15 protein-coding genes are annotated in these 17,790 nt (G+C 72.5%); 8 read left to right on the top strand and 7 right to left on the bottom strand.

Annotated features, from left to right (window positions below; translation table 11 throughout):
* The first annotated feature begins 27 nt into the window (after positions 1-27).
* Positions 28-1,794: a glycoside hydrolase family 15 protein gene (locus AC1RSJ_RS10880; RefSeq protein ID WP_493118400.1), complete on the top strand. Its 1,767-nt coding sequence runs from the start codon at positions 28-30 to the stop codon at positions 1,792-1,794.
* Positions 1,795-1,800: 6 nt separating this feature from the next.
* Here the strand turns inward: AC1RSJ_RS10880 and AC1RSJ_RS10875 are convergent, their stop codons facing one another.
* Both AC1RSJ_RS10875 and AC1RSJ_RS10870 read right to left on the bottom strand, forming a co-directional pair.
* On the bottom strand, positions 1,801-2,985 hold the full coding sequence (locus AC1RSJ_RS10875; RefSeq protein ID WP_493118399.1) for an NAD(P)/FAD-dependent oxidoreductase: 1,185 nt from the start codon (positions 2,983-2,985) through the stop codon (positions 1,801-1,803).
* The gene (locus AC1RSJ_RS10870) at positions 2,982-3,521 is read right to left on the bottom strand and encodes a Dps family protein (RefSeq protein ID WP_493118398.1); all 540 of its coding nucleotides are present in this window, start codon (positions 3,519-3,521) and stop codon (positions 2,982-2,984) included. The genes AC1RSJ_RS10875 and AC1RSJ_RS10870 overlap by 4 nt, the downstream gene beginning before the upstream one ends.
* Positions 3,522-3,744: 223 nt before the next feature.
* Between AC1RSJ_RS10870 and AC1RSJ_RS10865 the strand changes: the two genes are divergently transcribed.
* From AC1RSJ_RS10865 to AC1RSJ_RS10850, 4 genes are all read left to right on the top strand, one after another.
* Positions 3,745-4,650 carry an SDR family oxidoreductase gene (locus tag AC1RSJ_RS10865; protein WP_493118397.1) on the top strand — a complete coding sequence of 302 codons (906 nt, stop codon included), beginning with the start codon at positions 3,745-3,747 and terminating at the stop codon, positions 4,648-4,650.
* A gap of 126 nt (positions 4,651-4,776) precedes the next feature.
* Complete coding sequence (gene sigK, locus AC1RSJ_RS10860; RefSeq protein WP_493118396.1) at positions 4,777-5,364, top strand: ECF RNA polymerase sigma factor SigK; 588 nt, start codon at positions 4,777-4,779, stop codon at positions 5,362-5,364.
* Positions 5,361-6,167, top strand: a complete 807-nt coding sequence (locus tag AC1RSJ_RS10855) for an anti-sigma factor (protein ID WP_493118395.1) — start codon at positions 5,361-5,363, stop codon at positions 6,165-6,167. Before sigK ends, AC1RSJ_RS10855 begins: the two co-directional genes overlap by 4 nt.
* 227 nt (positions 6,168-6,394) lie before the next feature.
* Positions 6,395-7,000, top strand: coding sequence for a hypothetical protein (locus AC1RSJ_RS10850; protein ID WP_493118394.1), 606 nt, complete (start codon positions 6,395-6,397; stop codon positions 6,998-7,000).
* 133 nt (positions 7,001-7,133) lie between these two features.
* On the opposite strand, the gene AC1RSJ_RS10845 is transcribed toward AC1RSJ_RS10850, so the two are convergent.
* Complete coding sequence (locus AC1RSJ_RS10845; RefSeq protein WP_493118393.1) at positions 7,134-9,527, bottom strand: ATP-binding cassette domain-containing protein; 2,394 nt, start codon at positions 9,525-9,527, stop codon at positions 7,134-7,136.
* 36 nt (positions 9,528-9,563) lie between these two features.
* The gene (locus AC1RSJ_RS10840) at positions 9,564-10,322 is read right to left on the bottom strand and encodes an SDR family oxidoreductase (protein ID WP_493118392.1); all 759 of its coding nucleotides are present in this window, start codon (positions 10,320-10,322) and stop codon (positions 9,564-9,566) included.
* Positions 10,323-10,393: 71 nt separating this feature from the next.
* Between AC1RSJ_RS10840 and AC1RSJ_RS10835 the strand changes: the two genes are divergently transcribed.
* Positions 10,394-11,254: a sigma-70 family RNA polymerase sigma factor gene (locus tag AC1RSJ_RS10835; protein WP_493118391.1), complete on the top strand. Its 861-nt coding sequence runs from the start codon at positions 10,394-10,396 to the stop codon at positions 11,252-11,254.
* Positions 11,255-11,326: 72 nt separating this feature from the next.
* On the opposite strand, the gene AC1RSJ_RS10830 is transcribed toward AC1RSJ_RS10835, so the two are convergent.
* The 3 genes from AC1RSJ_RS10830 to AC1RSJ_RS10820 are packed head-to-tail and all read right to left on the bottom strand — an operon-like array spanning position 11,327 to position 14,594.
* Positions 11,327-12,226, bottom strand: coding sequence for a carbohydrate ABC transporter permease (locus tag AC1RSJ_RS10830; RefSeq protein WP_493118390.1), 900 nt, complete (start codon positions 12,224-12,226; stop codon positions 11,327-11,329).
* Positions 12,223-13,296, bottom strand: coding sequence for a carbohydrate ABC transporter permease (locus AC1RSJ_RS10825; RefSeq protein WP_493118389.1), 1,074 nt, complete (start codon positions 13,294-13,296; stop codon positions 12,223-12,225). Before AC1RSJ_RS10825 ends, AC1RSJ_RS10830 begins: the two co-directional genes overlap by 4 nt.
* Positions 13,293-14,594 carry an ABC transporter substrate-binding protein gene (locus AC1RSJ_RS10820; RefSeq protein ID WP_493118388.1) on the bottom strand — a complete coding sequence of 434 codons (1,302 nt, stop codon included), beginning with the start codon at positions 14,592-14,594 and terminating at the stop codon, positions 13,293-13,295. Before AC1RSJ_RS10820 ends, AC1RSJ_RS10825 begins: the two co-directional genes overlap by 4 nt.
* A gap of 236 nt (positions 14,595-14,830) precedes the next feature.
* Between AC1RSJ_RS10820 and AC1RSJ_RS10815 the strand changes: the two genes are divergently transcribed.
* Together AC1RSJ_RS10815 and AC1RSJ_RS10810 are read left to right on the top strand one after the other, a co-directional pair.
* Complete coding sequence (locus AC1RSJ_RS10815; protein WP_493118387.1) at positions 14,831-16,819, top strand: aldo/keto reductase; 1,989 nt, start codon at positions 14,831-14,833, stop codon at positions 16,817-16,819.
* Entirely contained in the window at positions 16,819-17,787 is a 969-nt protein-coding gene (locus AC1RSJ_RS10810; RefSeq protein WP_493118386.1) for a LacI family DNA-binding transcriptional regulator, read from the top strand. Before AC1RSJ_RS10815 ends, AC1RSJ_RS10810 begins: the two co-directional genes overlap by 1 nt.
* Positions 17,788-17,790: the final 3 nt, after the last annotated feature.

The raw sequence follows: 17,790 nt of genomic DNA, 5'->3' as shown, positions 1-17,790 counted from the left end.
GAGGCCGTCGAGCCTAGGGTCGGAGTCGTGCACGCCCCGATCGAGGACCATGCCGCGATCGGCGACGGCCGCACCGTCGCCCTCATCGACCGCGGCGGCCGCATCGACTGGCTGCCCCTGCCGGCGCTCGACTCGCCGCCGGTGTTCGCGGCGCTGCTCGACGACGCGGACGGCGGCGCCATCGAGCTCGCCCCGGTCGCCGAGCACCGGATGCGCCGCCGCTACCTGCCCGGCACGAACGTGCTCGAGACCACGTACGAGACCGACCACGGGCGCGTCCGGGTGACCGATGCGCTCGTCACCGGCATCGCCGGCCGGCTGCCGTGGTCCGAGCTCGCGCGCGCGGTCGAGGGGCTCGAGGGCGCCGTCACCATGCGCTGGCGCGTCGTGCCCGGCACCGTGCTCGGCACCCGCGCGCCGTGGCTCGAGGGCGGCGACCGCTGCGTCATCCGGGTCGGCGATCTCAGCATCGGCGTCGTCGCGGACGCGCTCGGGCCGGTGCGGCAGACGGAGGACGGCCCGAGCGGCGCGGTCGGCGGCACCTTCCGCACCTCCGCCGGCTCCGTCCACACGCTCGTGCTCTCGGCCACGGACGCCGAGCCGCTGCACCTCCCGGATCCGGCGAAGGCACGGCAGGGGATCGACCGCACCGTCCGCGCCTGGCGGGCGTGGTCGCGGGAGTTCGCGTACGAGGGGCCGTGGCGCCGGCAGGTGCAGCGCAGCGCGCTCGCGCTGAAGCTGCTCATCGACAGCCCGTACGGCTCGGTCGCGGCCGCCGCGACGACGTCGCTGCCCGAGTCCGCCGCGGGCGGCAAGAACTGGGACTACCGGTTCGCGTGGGTGCGCGACCTCGCGTACACGGTCGGCGCGCTCGTGCACTTCGGACTGCGGGAGGAGACCCACGCGGCGCTGTCGTGGCTGCTCCGCACGATCAAGCGGAACGGACCCGACCTCCACGTCATGTACCGGCTCGACGGCGGGCTCGCCGAGGGCGTCGACGAGCTCGACGCGCCGGGCTGGAACGGGATCGGCCCCGTCGTGGTCGGCAACGACGCCCGCGGGCAGACGCAGCTCGGCGTGTTCGGCGACCTCTTCGGCATCGTGCGCGCGTACCTCGCCGAGAAGGCCGTCAACGAGCTGGACGTCGAGACGAGCCGCTACCTCGCCGACGTCGCCGACCGGGTCTGCGACGAGTGGCGCACCGAGGACTCGGGGATGTGGGAGCTGCCGGAGGCGCGGCACCACACCTCGTCGAAGATGGGCTGCTGGCAGGCGCTCGACTCCGCCGTGTGGCTCGCCGAGCACGGCCACATCGTCGACCGCGCCGAGCGCTGGCGCGCCGAGCGGGAGCGGATCGCGGACTGGGTCGGGGAGCACTGCTGGTCGCAGGAGCGCGGCGCCTACACGATGTGGGCCGGCGGCGACGCGCTCGACGCCTCGGTGCTGCTGCACGCGCCGAGCGGCTTCGACCGCGGACCGCGGATGTCGTCGACGATCGACGCGCTCCGCGAGGAGCTCGGCGCCGGACACCGGATGTACCGCTACACCGGCATGCGCGAGGAGGAGCATCCGTTCGCGGCGTGCTCGTTCTGGCTCGCCACGGCGCTCGCCTGCGTCGGCCGTCGAGACGAGGCACGCCGGCAGATGGACGCCGCGGTGCGCGATGTCAACGACGTCGGGCTGCTCGCCGAGATGGTCGGCGAGGACGGCGCGCACTGGGGCAACCTGCCCCAGGCGCTCTCCCACCTGGCCCTCATCGACGCGGCCATCACGATCCGCGACCTGTCGGGCTGACGGGCGTCAGCCGATGCGGCCGTGGAGGTCCGCCGGATGGGACGGCGGGTCCGCCAGCACGGCGCGCGCGGCGTCGGTCGCGTCGGCAACGCGCCAGAGCAGCACGCCGACCGGCCGCCCGCTGTCGAGGTAGTACACGACGCGGCCGTCGTCGCCGACCGCGTCCTCGATCGTCTCGAGCGACGAGTCGAGGGTGCCGACGGCCTCCCATCGGGTGCCGAGCACCTCGGAATAGAGATACGGCGTGTGCGCGTAGGGCTCCGTGCCGCCGGCCATGACGAGTCCGGCGGCACGGCCGGACTCCTGGGCGTGGTCGACGTGCTCCACGCGGGTGCGGCCGAGGATGGCGTCGGGGTAGCGCGCGATGTCTCCGGCGGCGAGGATCCGCCGGTCGGCCGTGCGGAGTCGGTCGTCCACGACGACGCCGTCGTCCACCTCGAGTCCCGCGGACTCGGCGAGGTCGGTGACCGGTGCGACGCCGAGCCCGGCGACGATGAGCTCCGGCCGCACCTCGGACCCGTCGTCGAGGGAGGCGATCAGCGCGCCGCCGTCGGTCTCGACCCGGTCGACGCGCACGCCGTCGCGGAGCTCGACCCCGGCGTCGCGGAACAGGGCGGCGTACTCGGCCGCGAGCGACGCGGGCAGCATGCCGCCGCCGAGCACGGGCTCGGGATGCGCGAGCGTGACGTCGGCGCCCTGCTGCACGAGCGCGGCCGCGAGCTCCGCGCCGATGTACCCGCCGCCGACGACGAGCACCCGGCTGCCCTCGCGGACGGCCGCCCGGAGCCGCAGGTAGTCCTGCGCGCTGCGGAAGTGGATGATGCGGTCGTCGTCGGGCGCGTCGAGGCGGGCCGGCGTCGAGCCGGTCGCCAGCAGTAACGTGCCGTACCCGACCGTCCGGCCGTCCGCGAGCGAGACGGTCGCCGCGTCCCGGTCGATCGAGGTCACGAGCACTCGGAGCTCGAGGTCCGCGCCGGTGTCCTCGGTCGTGCCGAGCGGCACCTGGTCCCAGCCGAAATCGGGATCGGTCCAGAGCTTCTTGCTCAGCGCCGGCCGTGTGTACGGCGGGTCGACGTCCGCGCTGAGGATGCCGATCGTCGCATCGGCGTCGAGCTCGCGGATGCCACGCGCCGCCGCGTCCGCGACCATCCCGCCGCCGACGATGAGGTGGTCGTAGCGGTCGCGGGTCATGCGTCCGGGGTCCGGTTCTCGGCGCCGACCATCCAGGCCAGCTGCTCGAGGCGCACGATCATGCCGTGGAGCAGGTCGGCGGTCGACGCGTCGGCGTCGTCGACGGTGTCGTGCACCTCGCGCATGGTGCCGGCGGTCGCCTCGAGGCGCTCGACCACGAGGTCGACGGTCACGGCCGTGTCGATCTCGCCCATCGGATAGTTCGGCAGGGACGTGGTCGCCGCGACGGTGTCGCTGCGTCCGTCCGGCACGCCGTGCAGCGCGCGCAGCCGCTCCGCGATCGTGTCGCTGAACTCGCGGGCGTCGTCGATGATCTCGTCGAGCTGCAGGTGCAGGTCGCGGAAGTTCTTGCCCACCACGTTCCAGTGGGCCTGCTTGCCCTGCAGGTGCAGCTCGATGAGGTCGACGTGCACCGTCTGCAGGGCGCTGATGAGCTCCGGCGGGGCGGTGAAGCCGCGCTCGGCGTTCTCGCGTCGAGCCGAGCGGGCGCCGGCGTCGGCGGGAGCGGTGGCGGAGTGCGAGAGCGTGTCGGTCATGGGGTCCTCCAGGTGGATCGGGAGACGGCGGTCCTCGGTGCACCGTCCGGCGCGAGCCGGAGTGCGCACGCGGCTACGGTAGGTGCGGCTCCGGCACCCGACCTCGACGGCCAGGTGACCCCCAGCGCGTCCAGGACGCATCCACTCGGTGCTCGGCTGGCGTCCCGGTCGGCGTCACCTGGGAGCCCCGTCCGAGCCGCGCGGCGGTCCGTACCGTCGTGGCATGACCTCCCGCGAGACCGACCAGTACACGATGCAGGACCCGACGGCGATGTACGCCGACATCGACACCGAGGAGCAGTACCAGGAGGGCGCCGGACTCGACTCGCAGATGCGCGACCGCGCCGACCTCGGCGAGGACACCTACCGCGGCTCCGGGCGGCTCGACGGCCGTCGCGCCCTCATCACCGGCGGCGACTCCGGCATCGGCGGCGCCACCGCGATCGCCTACGCGCGCGAGGGCGCCGACGTCGCGATCGTCTACCTGCCGGAGGAGCAGAGCGACGCCGAGCGGATCGCGGGCCTCGTCCGCGAGGCCGGCCGCACCGCCGTGCTGATCGCCGGCGACATCACCGACGCGGCGTTCTGCCGCTCTGCCGTCGAACGGGCCGCCACCGAGCTCGGCGGGCTCGACATCCTCGTCAACAACGCCGGCAAGCAGCAGAACTCCCCGGGCCTCGCCGACATCGACGACGAGCAGTTCGACGAGACCTACAAGACGAACGTCTACGCGATGTTCTGGATCACGAAGGCGGCGCTGCCCCATCTGAAGCCGGGCTCGACGATCATCAACACCACCTCGATCCAGGCGTACGCGCCGTCGGCGATCCTCATCGACTACGCGTCGACGAAGGCCGCGATCAACAACTTCACGAAGGGGCTCGCCGAGCAGCTCGCGCCGGAGGGCGTGCGCGTCAACGCGGTCGCCCCCGGACCGATCTGGACGCCGCTGCAGACCGCCGGCGGTCAGCCGCCGGAGAAGCTCCCGGAGACGGGCTCGCAGACCGGGCTCGGCCGCTGGGGCCAGCCCGCCGAGCTCGCGCCGGCGTACGTGTTCCTCGCCTCCGGGGAGTCCAGCTACGTCGTCGGCGAGACCCTGCACGTCAACGGCGGCATGCCCACCCCGTGACCGCGGGTTGAGCGCGAGGCCGACCCAACCGGTCGGGCTCGCGCTCCGAATACCCGGTATGCAGTGCGATTCAGCCCACCTCGCACTCGACCGGATTCCGATCGAGTGCATGGCATGCTGAGGACGATGGATCGACCGACCGATGGCACCGCGCCGGACAGCACGTCCGACGTGTCCTCCGAGGACCTCCTCGTCCGGGTCGCGTCCGGTGAGCGGGAGGCGTTCGCCGAGCTCTACGACCGCACCGCATCCCGGGTCTTCGGCCTGGTGAAGCGGCTGGTGCGCGATCACGCCCAGTCGGAGGAGGTCACCCAGGAGGTGTTCCTCGAGATCTGGCAGAACGCCGTCAAGTACGAAGGGAGCAGAGGAAGCGCCATGTCGTGGATCCTGACCCTCACGCACCGTCGTGCCGTCGATCGCATCCGTGCCTCGCAGGCCAGCCGCGATCGCGACGAGCGCATCGGCATCCGCGACCTCGACCGGGAGTTCGACAGCGTCTCCGAGGGCGTCGAGATCGTGATCGAGAACGAGCGCGTGAAGACCGCCATGCAGCGGCTCACCGAGCTCCAGCGCCAGGCCGTGAGCCTGGCGTACTACGGCGGCTACTCGCACAGCGAGGTCGCCGCCCTCCTGCACATCCCCGTCGGCACCGTGAAGACGCGCCTGCGCGACGGGATGATCCGACTCCGAGACGAACTGGGGGTGACCTCATGACCCGAGATGAGAGCCGCCGCGATCTGCTCGGTGCCTGGGCGCTGGACGCCGTGTCCGACGCCGAGCGCGCCGACATCGAGGCCTACCTCGCCGGCGACGACGACGCGCGCGCCGAGGCGACCGAGCTGACGGACACCGCGGTCGCGCTCGGCTCCGCCGTCGCGCCCGAGCAGCCGTCCGCCGCCCTCCGCGCCAGCATCCTCGACGCCATCGTCGGGCTGCCGCAGGCGCCGGCGATCGCCCGCGACGCCGCGCCGCAGGCCTCGATCGATGCCGGTGCGGCCGCCGTCGAGACGGCTCCCGCGACGGCGACGCCCGAGCCGGTCGCCGCCGGCGGACGAAGCTACCGGTGGAACGGCCGCACCGCCGCCATGTTCGCGCTCGCCGCCGCCGTGCTCGTCGGCCTCGTGGTCGGCGGCGTCACGGTGCGCGACACGCTCCTCCGCTCGCCGGACGCCGTGAGCATCAGCGCGCTCCGCGATGCCGGCGACGCCCGCACGGCCCGCGCCTCGGTCGACGGGGGCGGCTCCGCCGAGCTCGTCTGGTCGCTCAGCGAGCGTCGATCGGCGTTGACGCTCGACGGCGTCGGTGCGACGGCTGCCGGCTCGGTGTACCAGCTCTGGTATATCGACGCCGATGGCACGGCCACTTCGGCCGGGACGTTTCACCGCGGCTCGGGCGCGCAGACCGTGCTGCTCACCGGGCAGATGCACTCCGGCGACACCGTCGGCATGACCGTCGAGCCCGATGGCGGCTCGACTCGGCCCACGACCGATCCGATTGTGGCGATCACCACCGTCTGACACCGTCCACGCGACTCCGCAGCCCGGCTCCCGACAGGGGAGCCGGGCTGCTGCCGTCTCGCACCCTGAGGAAGCGGTGTCCCCCGTCTGGGGGTCGGCTGGACGCACCCAACCGACCCGACGCCCGTCGCGTATCCCCTGTGCCTTCCGGGATGATCCCGAAGCCCGGGAGGCGATCACCACGGTGCTTCGTCCCAGTCGCACCGGAACCAACAAGGAGAAGTCAGATGACCACCCTGAAGAAGACCGCGTTCGGAACCATCGGCCTGGCTGCGGCCGGTCTGCTCACCGTCGGATTCGCCGCCCCGGCGATGGCCGCGGACAGCACCGACTCGCACGACTCGAGCAGCTACAGCTCGACCACCGACTCGACTCGCGAGTCCGCCACGAGCCTGCTCGACCACGCGTCCATCAACGACCTGCTCGACCGCGGCGACAGCAGCTACACGGGTGGCAGCACCTCCAACTGGTCGCCGATCGTCCTGGCCCCGTCGGTGTCGACGGGTGACCTCGCCTCCGGCAACGAGCTCGGCAACGGCAACGCCGTCGCCTCCGGCAACCCGATCGCGTCGGGCAACGACGTGACCGCGCCGATCGCCTCCGGCAACACCACCCCGATCGCCTCGGGCAACGACACGTCGGTCGACGGCAACGCCGTCGCCAGCCCGACGGGCAACGAGACCGCCGTGGGCAACGCCACCGGCAACGCCGTCGGCAACCTGACGGGCAGCACGCTCGGCAGCGTCGGCGACCTCACCTCCGGCATCGGCACCGACGTGTCCGACGTCGTCGACGGCAGCCTCGGCTCCCTCGGCGTCGGCGCCGGTCACTGATCCGGCACCTCTCGATGCGGCCCCCGCACCCAGGCGGGGGCCGCATCGTGTGATCGGGCCGTCCCGCCCGCTCACGACCACGACCCGTCACCGGCTCCGGCCGGTGGCGGGTCGTGCTGCGTCCGGGGCCGGCTCAGCTGCCGACGTAGGCGGCGAGGTGCTGGCCGGTCAGCGTCGAGCGCGCCGCGACGAGGTCGGCGGGCGTGCCCTCGAACACGATCCGCCCGCCGTCGTGGCCGGCACCCGGGCCGAGATCGATGATCCAGTCGGCGTGGGCCATCACGGCCTGGTGGTGCTCGATCACGATCACCGACCGCCCGGCGTCGACGAGCCGGTCGAGCAGACCGAGCAGGTTCTCGACGTCCGCGAGGTGCAGCCCGGTCGTCGGCTCGTCGAGCACGTAGACGTCGCCCGACTGGCCCATGTTCACCGCGAGCTTGAGCCGCTGGCGCTCGCCGCCGGAGAGCGTCGTCAGGGGCTGGCCGATCGTGAGGTACCCGAGTCCGACGTCGACGAGCCGGGTCAGGATCGCGTGGGCGGCCGGGATGCGCGCCTCGCCCGCGCCGAAGAACGCCTCCGCGTCGGAGACCGGCATCGCAAGCACCTCGCTGATGTTCCGTCCGCCGAGCGTGTACTCGAGCACCGACGCCTGGAAGCCCTTGCCGTCGCACTCCTCGCACGTGGTCGAGACGCCGGCCATCGGGCCGAGGTCGGTGTAGATCACGCCCGCGCCCTTGCAGATCGGGCACGCGCCCTCCGAGTTCGCGCTGAACAGGGCGGGTTTCACCCCGTTCGCCTTCGCGAAGGCGGAGCGGATCGGGTCGAGCAGCCCGGTGTAGGTGGCGGGGTTGCTGCGCCGGGAGCCGCGGATGGCCCCCTGATCGATCGAGACGACGCCGTCGCGGCCGGCCACCGATCCGGAGATGAGGGAGCTCTTGCCGGACCCGGCGACCCCGGTCACCACCACGAGCACCCCGAGCGGCACGTCGACGTCGACCGCGCGGAGGTTGTGCGAGCTCGCGCCGCGCACCTCGAGCGCGCCGCTCGGCGTGCGCACCGCATCCTTGACGGTCGCACGGTCGTCGAGGTGCCGCCCCGTCAGCGTGCCGCTCGCGCGGAGGTCGTCGACGGTGCCCTGGAAGCGGATCTCGCCGCCGGCCGACCCGGCGCCGGGTCCCAGGTCGACGACGTGGTCCGCGATCGCGATCGCCTCCGGCTTGTGCTCGACGACGAGCACGGTGTTGCCCTTGTCGCGGAGGCGGAGCAGCAGCTCGTTCATGCGCTGGATGTCGTGGGGGTGCAGCCCGACCGTCGGCTCGTCGAACACGTACGTGACGTCGGTGAGCGACGAGCCGAGGTGCCGGATCATCTTCGTGCGCTGCGCTTCGCCGCCGGACAGCGTGCCCGACGAGCGGTCGAGCGAGAGGTAGCCGAGCCCGATGCTCACGAACGAGTCGAGCAGCGCCCCGAGCCCGGTCAACAGCGGCGCGACCGACGGGGCGTCGAGCCCGTTCACCCAGGCGGCGAGGTCGCTGATCTGCATCGCGCAGGCGTCGGCGATGCTGACCCCCGCGATCCTCGACGACCGCGCGGCGGCGCTGAGGCGGGTGCCCTCGCACTCCGGGCAGGGCGCGAACGTCACGGCGCGCTCGACGAACGCGCGGATGTGCGGCTGCAGCGCGTCGACGTCCTTCGAGAGCATCGACTTCTGGATCTTCGGCACCAGGCCCTCGTAGGTCATGTTGATGCCGGAGACCTTGACCTTCGTCGGCTCCTTGTAGAGCAGGTCGGCGCGCTGCTCGTCGGTGAGGTCGCGGATCGCGACGTCGCCCGGCACGAATCCGGACTCCGCGTACATGCGCACCGCCCAGCCGTCCGCGGTGTACCCGGGGATGGTGATGGCGCCGTCGAGCAGCGACTTCGACGAGTCGATGAGCTGGTCGATGTCGATGTCGTCGACCCGCCCCATGCCCTCGCAGCGCGGGCACTGGCCGCCGGTGATGCGGAAGTCGCGGCGCTCCCTCTTCGTCTCGCCGCCCTTCTCGAACGTGATCGCGCCGGCGCCCGACACCGAGGCGACGTTGAACGAGAAGGCCTGCGGCGACCCGATCTGCGGATCGCCGAGCCGGGAGAACAGGATTCGCAGCATCGCGTTCGCGTCGGTCGCGGTGCCGACCGTCGAGCGGGCGTTCGCGCCCATCCGCTCCTGGTCGACGATGATCGCAGTGGTGAGGCCCTCGAGCCGGTCGACGTCCGGCCGGTCGAGCGAGGGCATGAAGCCCTGCACGAAAGCCGGGTAGGTCTCGTTGATCATGCGCTGCGACTCGGCGGCGATCGTGCCGAAGACGAGGCTCGACTTGCCCGAGCCGGACACGCCGGTGAACACGGTCAGGCGCCGCTTCGGGATGTCGAGGCTGACGTCCTTGAGGTTGTTCTCGCGAGCGCCCTGCACCCGGATCAGGTCGTGGCGATCGGCCGCGTGGTCGGCGGCGTGGTCGGCGTCGTCGGTCGGGGGCGTCGTCGTCATGGCATCAGGGTAGGGGCGCCCGCCGACGAGCGGAGGTCAGCGGCGGCAGCCGAGTCCATCCGCCCAGCGCCGGGCGCCACGTTGCGATCCGGCCACCGCGAGGTTGTCGCCGTCGCGATAGGCGCGGCCGACGGCGCCGGGCAGCGGCGGATGCACGACCCGCGCTCGCCGGCCGGCTGCCGTGAGCGACGCACGCACCATCGCGTCGGCGTCGAGCACGTCGGGACCGGCGAGGTCCGGCACACGGCCCTGCGGTGGCGCGCCGACCAGCTCGACCAGCCGCGCGGCCACCTCCTCTGCGTCGACGGGCTCGAGGCGCAGCCCGCGCGGCGCGAATGCGATCGGCAGCGCGGTCATCGCCCGCACGGCCAGGTCGGCGAAGCCGTGGAACTGCGCCGCGCGCAGCACCGTCCACGGCACGCCCGCGTCGGCGAGTGCGACCTCGGCCGCGGCCTTCGCGCGGAAGTACCCGATCGGCATCCGGTCCGCGCCGACGACGGAGATCATGACCAGGTGGCCGACCCCGGCGCTCTCCGCGGCGCGGACGAGCCGGGCGGTGCCCGCCTCGTCGCCGCGCGCGCCGCCCGCGAGATGGAGCACCGCGTCGACGCCGCTGACCGCCTCGTCGAGGCCGATGCCGCGGACCGTGTCGCCGACGTGCCAGCGCACGCCGTCCGTCTCGTCGCGGGGCCGCCGGCTCAGCGCGCGGACGCGGATGCGCGCGTCGTCGGCGAGCATCCGGAGCACCCGGCGCCCGAGCCCTCCGCTCGCTCCGGTGATCAGCAGCTCGGTCATGGCGCCCTCCCGTCACATCCGACGGGTCCGTCCCGTCAGCATGGTGACGGAGCACGGCGGGAGGATGTGACATGGCCGACGGCACGCGGAGCGACCGGCTCGCTCGATTCGAGGCGGCGAGGCCCCGCCTGCTCGCGCTCGCATCGCGGATCACGGGGTCCAGAGCGGAGGCCGACGACGTCGTGCAGGACGCCTGGCTGCGGCTCGACCGCACGCCGGCGGACTCCATCGACGACCTCGACGCGTGGCTCACCACCGTCGTGTCGCGGCTCTGCCTCGACGTGCTCGGCTCCGCGCGGCGCCGGCGCGAGCGCCCCTGGCAGGTGGAGGCGTGGCCCACCGAGCCGCCGGCATCCCACCCGGATCCGCTCGACGTCGCGGCGCGCGGTGAGGCCGTGACCGCCGCGCTCGTCGCGGTGCTGGACCTGCTCACCCCGGCGGAGCGCCTCGCGTTCGTGCTGCACGACGTGTTCGGGCATCCGTTCGACGAGGTCGCCGCGGCACTCGACCGCTCGCCGGACGCCGCACGGCAGCTCGCGTCGCGAGCACGACGCCGGGTGCGCGACGGCGCCGCCGACGGGCGGGCGACCCGCCGCCGCGAGCGGGAGCTGGTGGACGCCTGGCTCCGGGCCGCGAGCGGGGGAGACCTCTCCGCGCTGCTCGCGCTGCTCGACGAGGGCGCCGTGCTGGTGGCGGATTACGGCGGCAGTGGCGCCCGGCTCGAGGGGCGCGACGACATCGCGGCCCAGGCGGTGGTCGCCGGCCGGCTGGCGGCGGCCTCCGTCGCGGTGCGGATCGGCGGGCGCCCGGGCGTGCTCGCCCGGCTCGGCGACCGGGTCGTCTCGCTCATGGCCTTCGAGGTCTCGGGCGACCGGATCGTGCGGCTCGACGTGCTCGCGGATCCCGCCCGGCTGCCCTCCGCACCCGGATGATCGACTCCGCGCGACGCGCCGCGCCTGCCCGGCGTCAGCGGCGCGTCGCGCGCAGTCGAAGCGATGCGGCGCTCAGCCCTTCAGCGCCCCCGCCGCGATGTTCGCGATGAAGTGCCGCGAGCCGATGAGGAACACGCCGATCAGCGGGAAGACGCTGATCACCGCGCCCATCATGATCGCGCCGTAGTCGGTCGAGTTGACGCTGATGAGCGACGACAGCGCCACCTGCAGCGTCTGGCCGCCCGGATCGATGAGCACGATCAGCGGCCACACGAAGTCGTTCCAGGCGCCGATGAAGGTGAAGATGCCGAGGAACGCGACGCCGCCGCGCAGCATCGGGATGCCGATGCTCCACCAGGTGCGGAAGAAGCCCGCGCCGTCGACCTTCGCCGAGTCGATGAGCTCGTCGGGGATCGACGCGGTCGCGAACTGCCGCAGCAGGAAGATGCCGAACGCGTTCGCGGCACCGGGCACGATGAGCGCCTGCAGCCCGCCCACCCAGCCGAGCCCGCTCATGAGCACGAAGCTCGGCACGAGCGAGAGGCTGCCCGGCACGAGGAACGTCGCCAGCAGCACGACGAACAGGCCGGTGCGGCCCGGGAAGTCGTACTTCGCGAAGGCGAAGGCGGCGAGCGAGTCGAACAGCATGACGAGCACGGCCGTGAGCCCGGCCACGATCACCGTGTTGAGCAGCGCCCGAAGCATGTCGACGTTGGCGAAGACGCTCGCGATGTTCGCGAAGGCGTGGTCGCTGAACCACAGGCTCGGCGGGAAGCCGAAGATCTGCGCGTTCGAGCTCGTCGACATCACGAGCAGCCAGTAGAACGGGAACACGCTGAGCAGCACGCCCACGACGAGGCAGACGTGCGTGATGAGCCGGCCGGCGAGGCTGCGGCGCTTCGCGCGCTGCCCCTCCGTCGCGGCGCCGGGGCGTCCGAGCGCCCGGGCCGTCGTGGCGACGTCGGCGGTCATGCGCGCACCTCCTCGCGCACGGGGCGGGCGGCGGCGGCCGCATCGTCGCCCGTCGCGGCATCCGGGTCGTCCGGTGCTCCCCGTCCGCGCCGGCGGCCGTCGCCGAGCCCGTCGCGCTCGCGCAGCAGCCGCCAGTTGATGATCGCGAAGATCACACTGAACACGAACAGCGCCCAGGCGATCGCCGACCCGTAGCCGAAGTCGAACTGCGTGAAGGCCTGGTTGTACTGGTAGAGCACGATCGTCATGCCGGCCTCCTGCGGCCCGCCGGTGGACCCCGGGAAGAGCACCTGCGGCTCGGTGAACAGCCCGAGCCCGCCGATCGTCGAGGTGATGACCGTGAACAGGATCACCGGACGCAGCATCGGCACGGTGATGCGGCTGAAGATCTGCCAGGTGTTCGCGCCGTCGACCTTCGCCGCGTCGTACAGCTCGGTCGGGATCGACTGGAGCCCGGCGAGGTAGATGATCGCGTTGTAGCCGGTCCAGCGCCAGATGACCATGACGGCGATGGTGAGCTTGATGCCCCAGTACGTCGACAGGAACCCGAGCTCCGCGCCGCCGAGCGCCTTGATCGCCGCGTTGATGAGCCCGAAGCTGTCGGAGAAGATCGAGCCGAACACGATCGTCATCGCGACCATGCTCGTGACGTTCGGGATGAAGAAGGCGAGCCGGTAGGCGCCCTTCGCCCGGATGTTGGAGTGCAGCAGGAACGCGACGACGAGGGCGATCGCCAGCATCGGCACGGTCGACATGATCCAGATCAGGAACGTGTTCGCGACCGCGTTCCAGAACCGGGTGTCGCCGAGCAGGTACTGGTACTGCGCGAGCCCGACGAACTCGATCGGGCTGACGCCGTCCCAGCGGGTGAACGAGAGCACGATCGAGAACACGATCGGGAACAGCCCGAACACGAGGAACAGGATGTAGAACGGGCCGATCGCGACGTACTGCGGCCAGAAGCGCAGCAGCCCGCGACGCCGGCGCGGGGCGTCGGCGGTGTCGCCGGCGCGGGCGCCGCCCGTGCGGCCGGCATCGCGGGACCCGACGGATCCGATCGCGGCGGTCATGCGGCCACCCCCTTCTTCTCGAGCGAGCGGTACGACTGGGCGACCGCGTCGTCCCAGGCCCGCTGCGGGTCCTTGCCCGCGGCCTCGACGTTCGTGATCTCGGTCGCGAACGCGCCGGTCTGGCTCTCGTAGGTGGAGATGTAGCTGGTGGGCACGTTGTCGGCGATGCCGGCGAAGGTGTCGAGCGGGTTCTGCGAGCCGAAGAAGTCGCCCGGGTTGCGCATGATGCCGCTGTCGAACGACCCCGGCGTCGACGGGAACAGCTGGATGTCGTTGAACGTCGTCGCCTGCCGGTCGGGCGTGGTCATCCACTCCAGGAACGCGTACGCCGCGTCCGGGTCCTTGCTCGAGGTCGGCACCGCGAGGAACGAGCCGCCGCTGTTGCCCGGCCGCTCCGGCTGCTGCGTCACGCGCCACTTGCCGGCCGTGTCGGGTGCGGTGTCCTTGATCACCTGCGACCACCACGCGCCCTCGATGTTGGCGCCGGCCGAGCCGCTCACCCATCCGGCGTTCTTGTCGGTGTCGGTCTGCAGGTTGCCGGTGACCTTCGCCTTGACCGCCTCGACGGCGAGGTCCCAGGCCCTGCGCACGGTGCCGTTGCGGTCCTCGAAGATCGGGCGGTCCTGGTCGTCGAAGAACCGGTCCTTGCTCGCGTTGATGACCTGGTTGAACAGGGTCGTGGCGGTGGACTGCATCGCGGCGCCGCCCGCCCGGAGCTGCTCGCCGACGGCGAGGTAGTCGTCCCAGGTGGCGATCGCGGCGCCCACCTCGTCCGGCTCGGTCGGCAGGCCGGCCTTCTCGAAGACGTCGGCGCGGTAGTAGAACCCGGTCGGGCCGGTGTCGACGGGCCAGAAGCACTGCCGCCCGCTCGGCGTCGTGCCGAGGGCGACCTTCCAGTCGTAGTAGCGCGAGCGCACGGCGTCGCTCGCCTTGTCCTTGAAGTCGGTGAACAGCTCCTCGGCAGGGAAGTACAGCGAGACGTTGGAGTTGATCATCACGATGTCGGGCACGTAGGCGCGGCCGGCCAGCGTGGTCCGCAGCTTCGTGTCCCAGTTCGAGTTGCCGGTGAGGTCGGCGCGGATGCGGAAGCGGTCGTCGCCGGGGATGCCGCCGGACGCCTGCTTGAGGTACCGGGGGTTCAGCGACCGGTTCCAGTACCAGAGCACGAGCTGCCGGGGATCAGCGGACAGGGTGCCGCCGGCACAGGCGCTCAGGGCGCCGGTCAGGGCCAGTGCGCCGAGACCGGCGGCGGCGCCGAGGAACCCCCGGCGCGTCACGGGGGAGGAGGAGTGGACCACGGGACCTGCTCTCGTCGTTGAGATCGGATCATGACCGTGAACGTTCACGGTCGGGGTGCGAACCAGGGTGCGCCTCCTCCACGCTCCTGTCAACCGTTTGCCAAGCCGGGCCCGGGAATCCCGGGTGTCGGACTTGTCGCGCGGCGGCGTGGTCGCTAACGTCGGATGTCCGTGAGGGTTCACGCTGCGGTGCACCGATCCGCAGCGCGTCCCCGCCCCGACCGGATGGGATGACGATGTCCGATACCACTGCCCGCGCCCGCTGGGCCGTCCTCGGGGCCGGCGGCATCGCCCGTCGCTTCGTGTCGCAGCTGCCCCACTCGGGCGGCGACCTCGTCGCCGTCGGCAGCGCCGATCCGGGCCGCGCCGACTCGCTCGCGGCCGACGCCGCCGAGCACGGCTTCACCGAGGTGCGCACCGGCACCCATGCCGAGATCCTCGTCGACCCGGAGATCGACGCGGTCTACGTGTCGACCGTGCACACCGGCCACGCCCGGCTCGTGCTCGAGGCGATCGCCGCCGGCAAGGCCGTGCTGTGCGAGAAGCCGATGGCGCCGAACTGGGGCACCGTCATGACCATGGTCGACGCCGCCCGCGAGGCCGGCGTGACGCTCGTCGAGGCGTTCATGTACCAGTTCCACCCGCAGACGAAGGCCCTGCTCGAGCTGGTGCGCGACGGCGCGATCGGCGAGACCACCCACATCGACGCGTCGTTCGCCTTCCGCAGCACCGAGCGGCGCGGCCGCAACTTCGATCCGGAGCTCGCCGGCGGCGGCATCCTCGACGTCGGCTGCTACCCGCTCAGCATCGCCCGCATCGTGGCCGGCGCCGCGGCGGGGAAGCACGCCGTCGACCCGACGGAGCTCAGCGCCAAGGGCACGATCGGCCCGACCGGCGTCGACGAGTGGACGACCGCCGACCTGGTGTTCCCGGGCGGCATCACGGCCTCCATCCGCACCGGCGTCACGCTGACCGACACGAACGCGGTCACCATCTACGGCTCCCGCGGGCGCATCCACCTCGACGACCCGTGGACGCTGCAGTCCGAGCAGGAGATCCTCGTCAGCGTCGCCGGCGAGGAGCCGCGCACGATCGCGTTCTCCGACGGCTGGCCCTACGCCCGCGAGGCCGATGCGACGATCGCCGCGGCCGGCGGCGAGGCCGCCGAGGTGACGCTCGACGACAGCCTCTCCATCGCGCGGCTGCTCGACCTGTGGCGGGCCGAGATCGGCCTCCGCTACCCGTTCGAGACGGAGGAGTCCGACATCCCGACGGTGTCCGGCCGCCCGCTCGCGGTCCGCGACGACAACCCGATGCGCTTCGGCGAGATCGCGGGCGTCGGCAAGCGGATGTCGCGGCTCGTCATGGGCGTCGACAACCAGCCCGACCTGGCTCAGGCCTCCGCGATCTTCGACCACTTCGTCGAGCAGGGCGGCAACGTCTTCGACACCGGCTACATCTACGGCGGCGGCGTGCTCGAGCCCCGGCTCGGCAAGTGGATCCAGAACCGCGGCGTCCGCGAGGACGTGGTCGTCATCACGAAGGGCGCCCACACGCCGTTCTGCGACCCGGAGTCGCTCACCCGGCAGCTGCTGGAGAGCCTCGACCGCCAGGGCACCGACTACGCGGACATCTACATGATGCACCGCGACAACGAGGACATCCCGGTGGGGGAGTTCGTCGACGTGCTCGACGAGCACTACCGGGCGGGCCGCATCCGCGTCTACGGCGGATCGAACTGGTCGCTCGCGCGCTTCGACGAGGCGAACGAGTACGCCAGGGCCAACGGCCGCCAGGAGTTCTCGGTGCTGAGCAACCACTTCGGCCTCGCCGAGGCCTACGACGTGCCGTGGGCGGGCTGCCGGCACGTCACCGACCCCGAGTCGAAGCGCTGGCTCGAGGAGCGCCAGGTGCCGCTGCTGCCCTGGTCGTCGCAGGCACGCGGCTTCTTCGCCCGCGCCGATCCGGCCGACCGCTCCGACGCGGAGCTCGTGCGCTGCTACTACGGCGACGACAACTTCGAGCGGCTCGCGCGGGCGCGGCAGCTCGGCGCGGAGTACGGCGTGCCGGCCACCGCGATCGCGCTGGCGTACGTGCTGAGCCAGCCGTTCCCGACCTTCCCGCTGTTCGGCCCCCGCTCGATCGCCGAGGCGCGGTCGTCGATGACCGGGCTCGGCGTGGAGCTGAGCCCCGAGCAGGTGGCCTGGCTCGATCTGAGGTCGTAGTGAAGCCGGCCACGATCCTCGACGTCGCCGCGGCGGCCGGGGTCTCGCGGCAGACGGTCACGCGCGCCATGAACGACATGGCGGGCATCAGCTCGGGCACCCGGCAGCGGGTGCTCGACGCGGCGACCCGGCTCTCCTACCGGCCGTCGCGGCATGCCCGCGGGCTCGTGTCGGGCGGCATCCGCCAGGTCGGGCTCGTGGTCGACGACCTCACCAACCCGTACTCGCCGGAGCTCGCCGCGGCCATCGTGCGCGCCGCGGCGGAGCGCGGGTGGGGCGTCGCGGTGGCGGATGTGGCGCCGAGCCGCGACCGCGCGGCCAGCGTTCGCGCCCTCGCCGAGCAGGTCGATGCGATGGTCGGCTACGTCGGCGGCGGTCCCGAGGACTGGGCCGGCGTGCTGTCGTCGATGCCGGTCGTCGAGCTCGATCCGGGCCGCCCGCCGCTCGGCGCGGCCGTGATGCTCGACCCGGCGGCGGCGATCGAGGAGCTCGCCGACCACCTCGTCGACGTCGGCGTGCGGCATCCGGTGCTGCTCGACGCGGACGACGGCGAGGGCGAGCCGGAGGGCCGGCTCGCGACCGCGGCGGAGGCGCTGCGTCGCCGCGGCTTCCTGCCGCGCTTCGTGCACGCGCCGGCGTCGATCGGCGCCGCGGTCGAGGAGCTGCTGGCCGGCGGTCGCCGCGTCGACGCGATCATCGCCTTCAACGACCTCATGGCCCTCGAGGTGCTCGACGCGTGCCGCCGGGTCGGCGCCGCCGTGCCGGAGCGGGTGCGGGTCGTCGGCTTCGACGGGCTCACGCTCGGCACCTACCTGACGCCGCGGCTGACCTCGATCGCCGTCGACCGCGAGCAGGTCGCGGCGACCGTGTTCGACCTGCTCGACGAGCTGCTCGATCCGGACGGCACGGTCGCGCCCGGTGACGTGCGCCGGGTGGAGAGCCGCCTCGTGGTGCGCGAGTCCGCGTAGTCC

The organism is Schumannella sp. GW821-FHT10F01 (assembly GCF_058809295.1).
Note: the sequence above shows the minus strand (reverse complement) of the source record. Positions and strands in the feature narration are given on the sequence as shown.

What these genes read in the sequence shown, in the direction of transcription:
- AC1RSJ_RS10845 (WP_493118393.1), bottom strand. Translation starts at nt 9,527, where the DNA reads ATGACGACGACGCCCCCGACCGACGACGCCGACCACGCCGCCGACCAC.
- AC1RSJ_RS10875 (WP_493118399.1), bottom strand. Translation starts at nt 2,985, where the DNA reads ATGACCCGCGACCGCTACGACCACCTCATCGTCGGCGGCGGGATGGTC.
- AC1RSJ_RS10815 (WP_493118387.1), top strand. Translation starts at nt 14,831, where the DNA reads ATGTCCGATACCACTGCCCGCGCCCGCTGGGCCGTCCTCGGGGCCGGC.
- AC1RSJ_RS10865 (WP_493118397.1), top strand. Translation starts at nt 3,745, where the DNA reads ATGACCTCCCGCGAGACCGACCAGTACACGATGCAGGACCCGACGGCG.
- AC1RSJ_RS10835 (WP_493118391.1), top strand. Translation starts at nt 10,394, where the DNA reads ATGGCCGACGGCACGCGGAGCGACCGGCTCGCTCGATTCGAGGCGGCG.
- AC1RSJ_RS10855 (WP_493118395.1), top strand. Translation starts at nt 5,361, where the DNA reads ATGACCCGAGATGAGAGCCGCCGCGATCTGCTCGGTGCCTGGGCGCTG.
- AC1RSJ_RS10830 (WP_493118390.1), bottom strand. Translation starts at nt 12,226, where the DNA reads ATGACCGCCGACGTCGCCACGACGGCCCGGGCGCTCGGACGCCCCGGC.
- AC1RSJ_RS10840 (WP_493118392.1), bottom strand. Translation starts at nt 10,322, where the DNA reads ATGACCGAGCTGCTGATCACCGGAGCGAGCGGAGGGCTCGGGCGCCGG.
- AC1RSJ_RS10870 (WP_493118398.1), bottom strand. Translation starts at nt 3,521, where the DNA reads ATGACCGACACGCTCTCGCACTCCGCCACCGCTCCCGCCGACGCCGGC.
- AC1RSJ_RS10825 (WP_493118389.1), bottom strand. Translation starts at nt 13,296, where the DNA reads ATGACCGCCGCGATCGGATCCGTCGGGTCCCGCGATGCCGGCCGCACG.
- AC1RSJ_RS10850 (WP_493118394.1), top strand. Translation starts at nt 6,395, where the DNA reads ATGACCACCCTGAAGAAGACCGCGTTCGGAACCATCGGCCTGGCTGCG.
- sigK (WP_493118396.1), top strand. Translation starts at nt 4,777, where the DNA reads ATGGATCGACCGACCGATGGCACCGCGCCGGACAGCACGTCCGACGTG.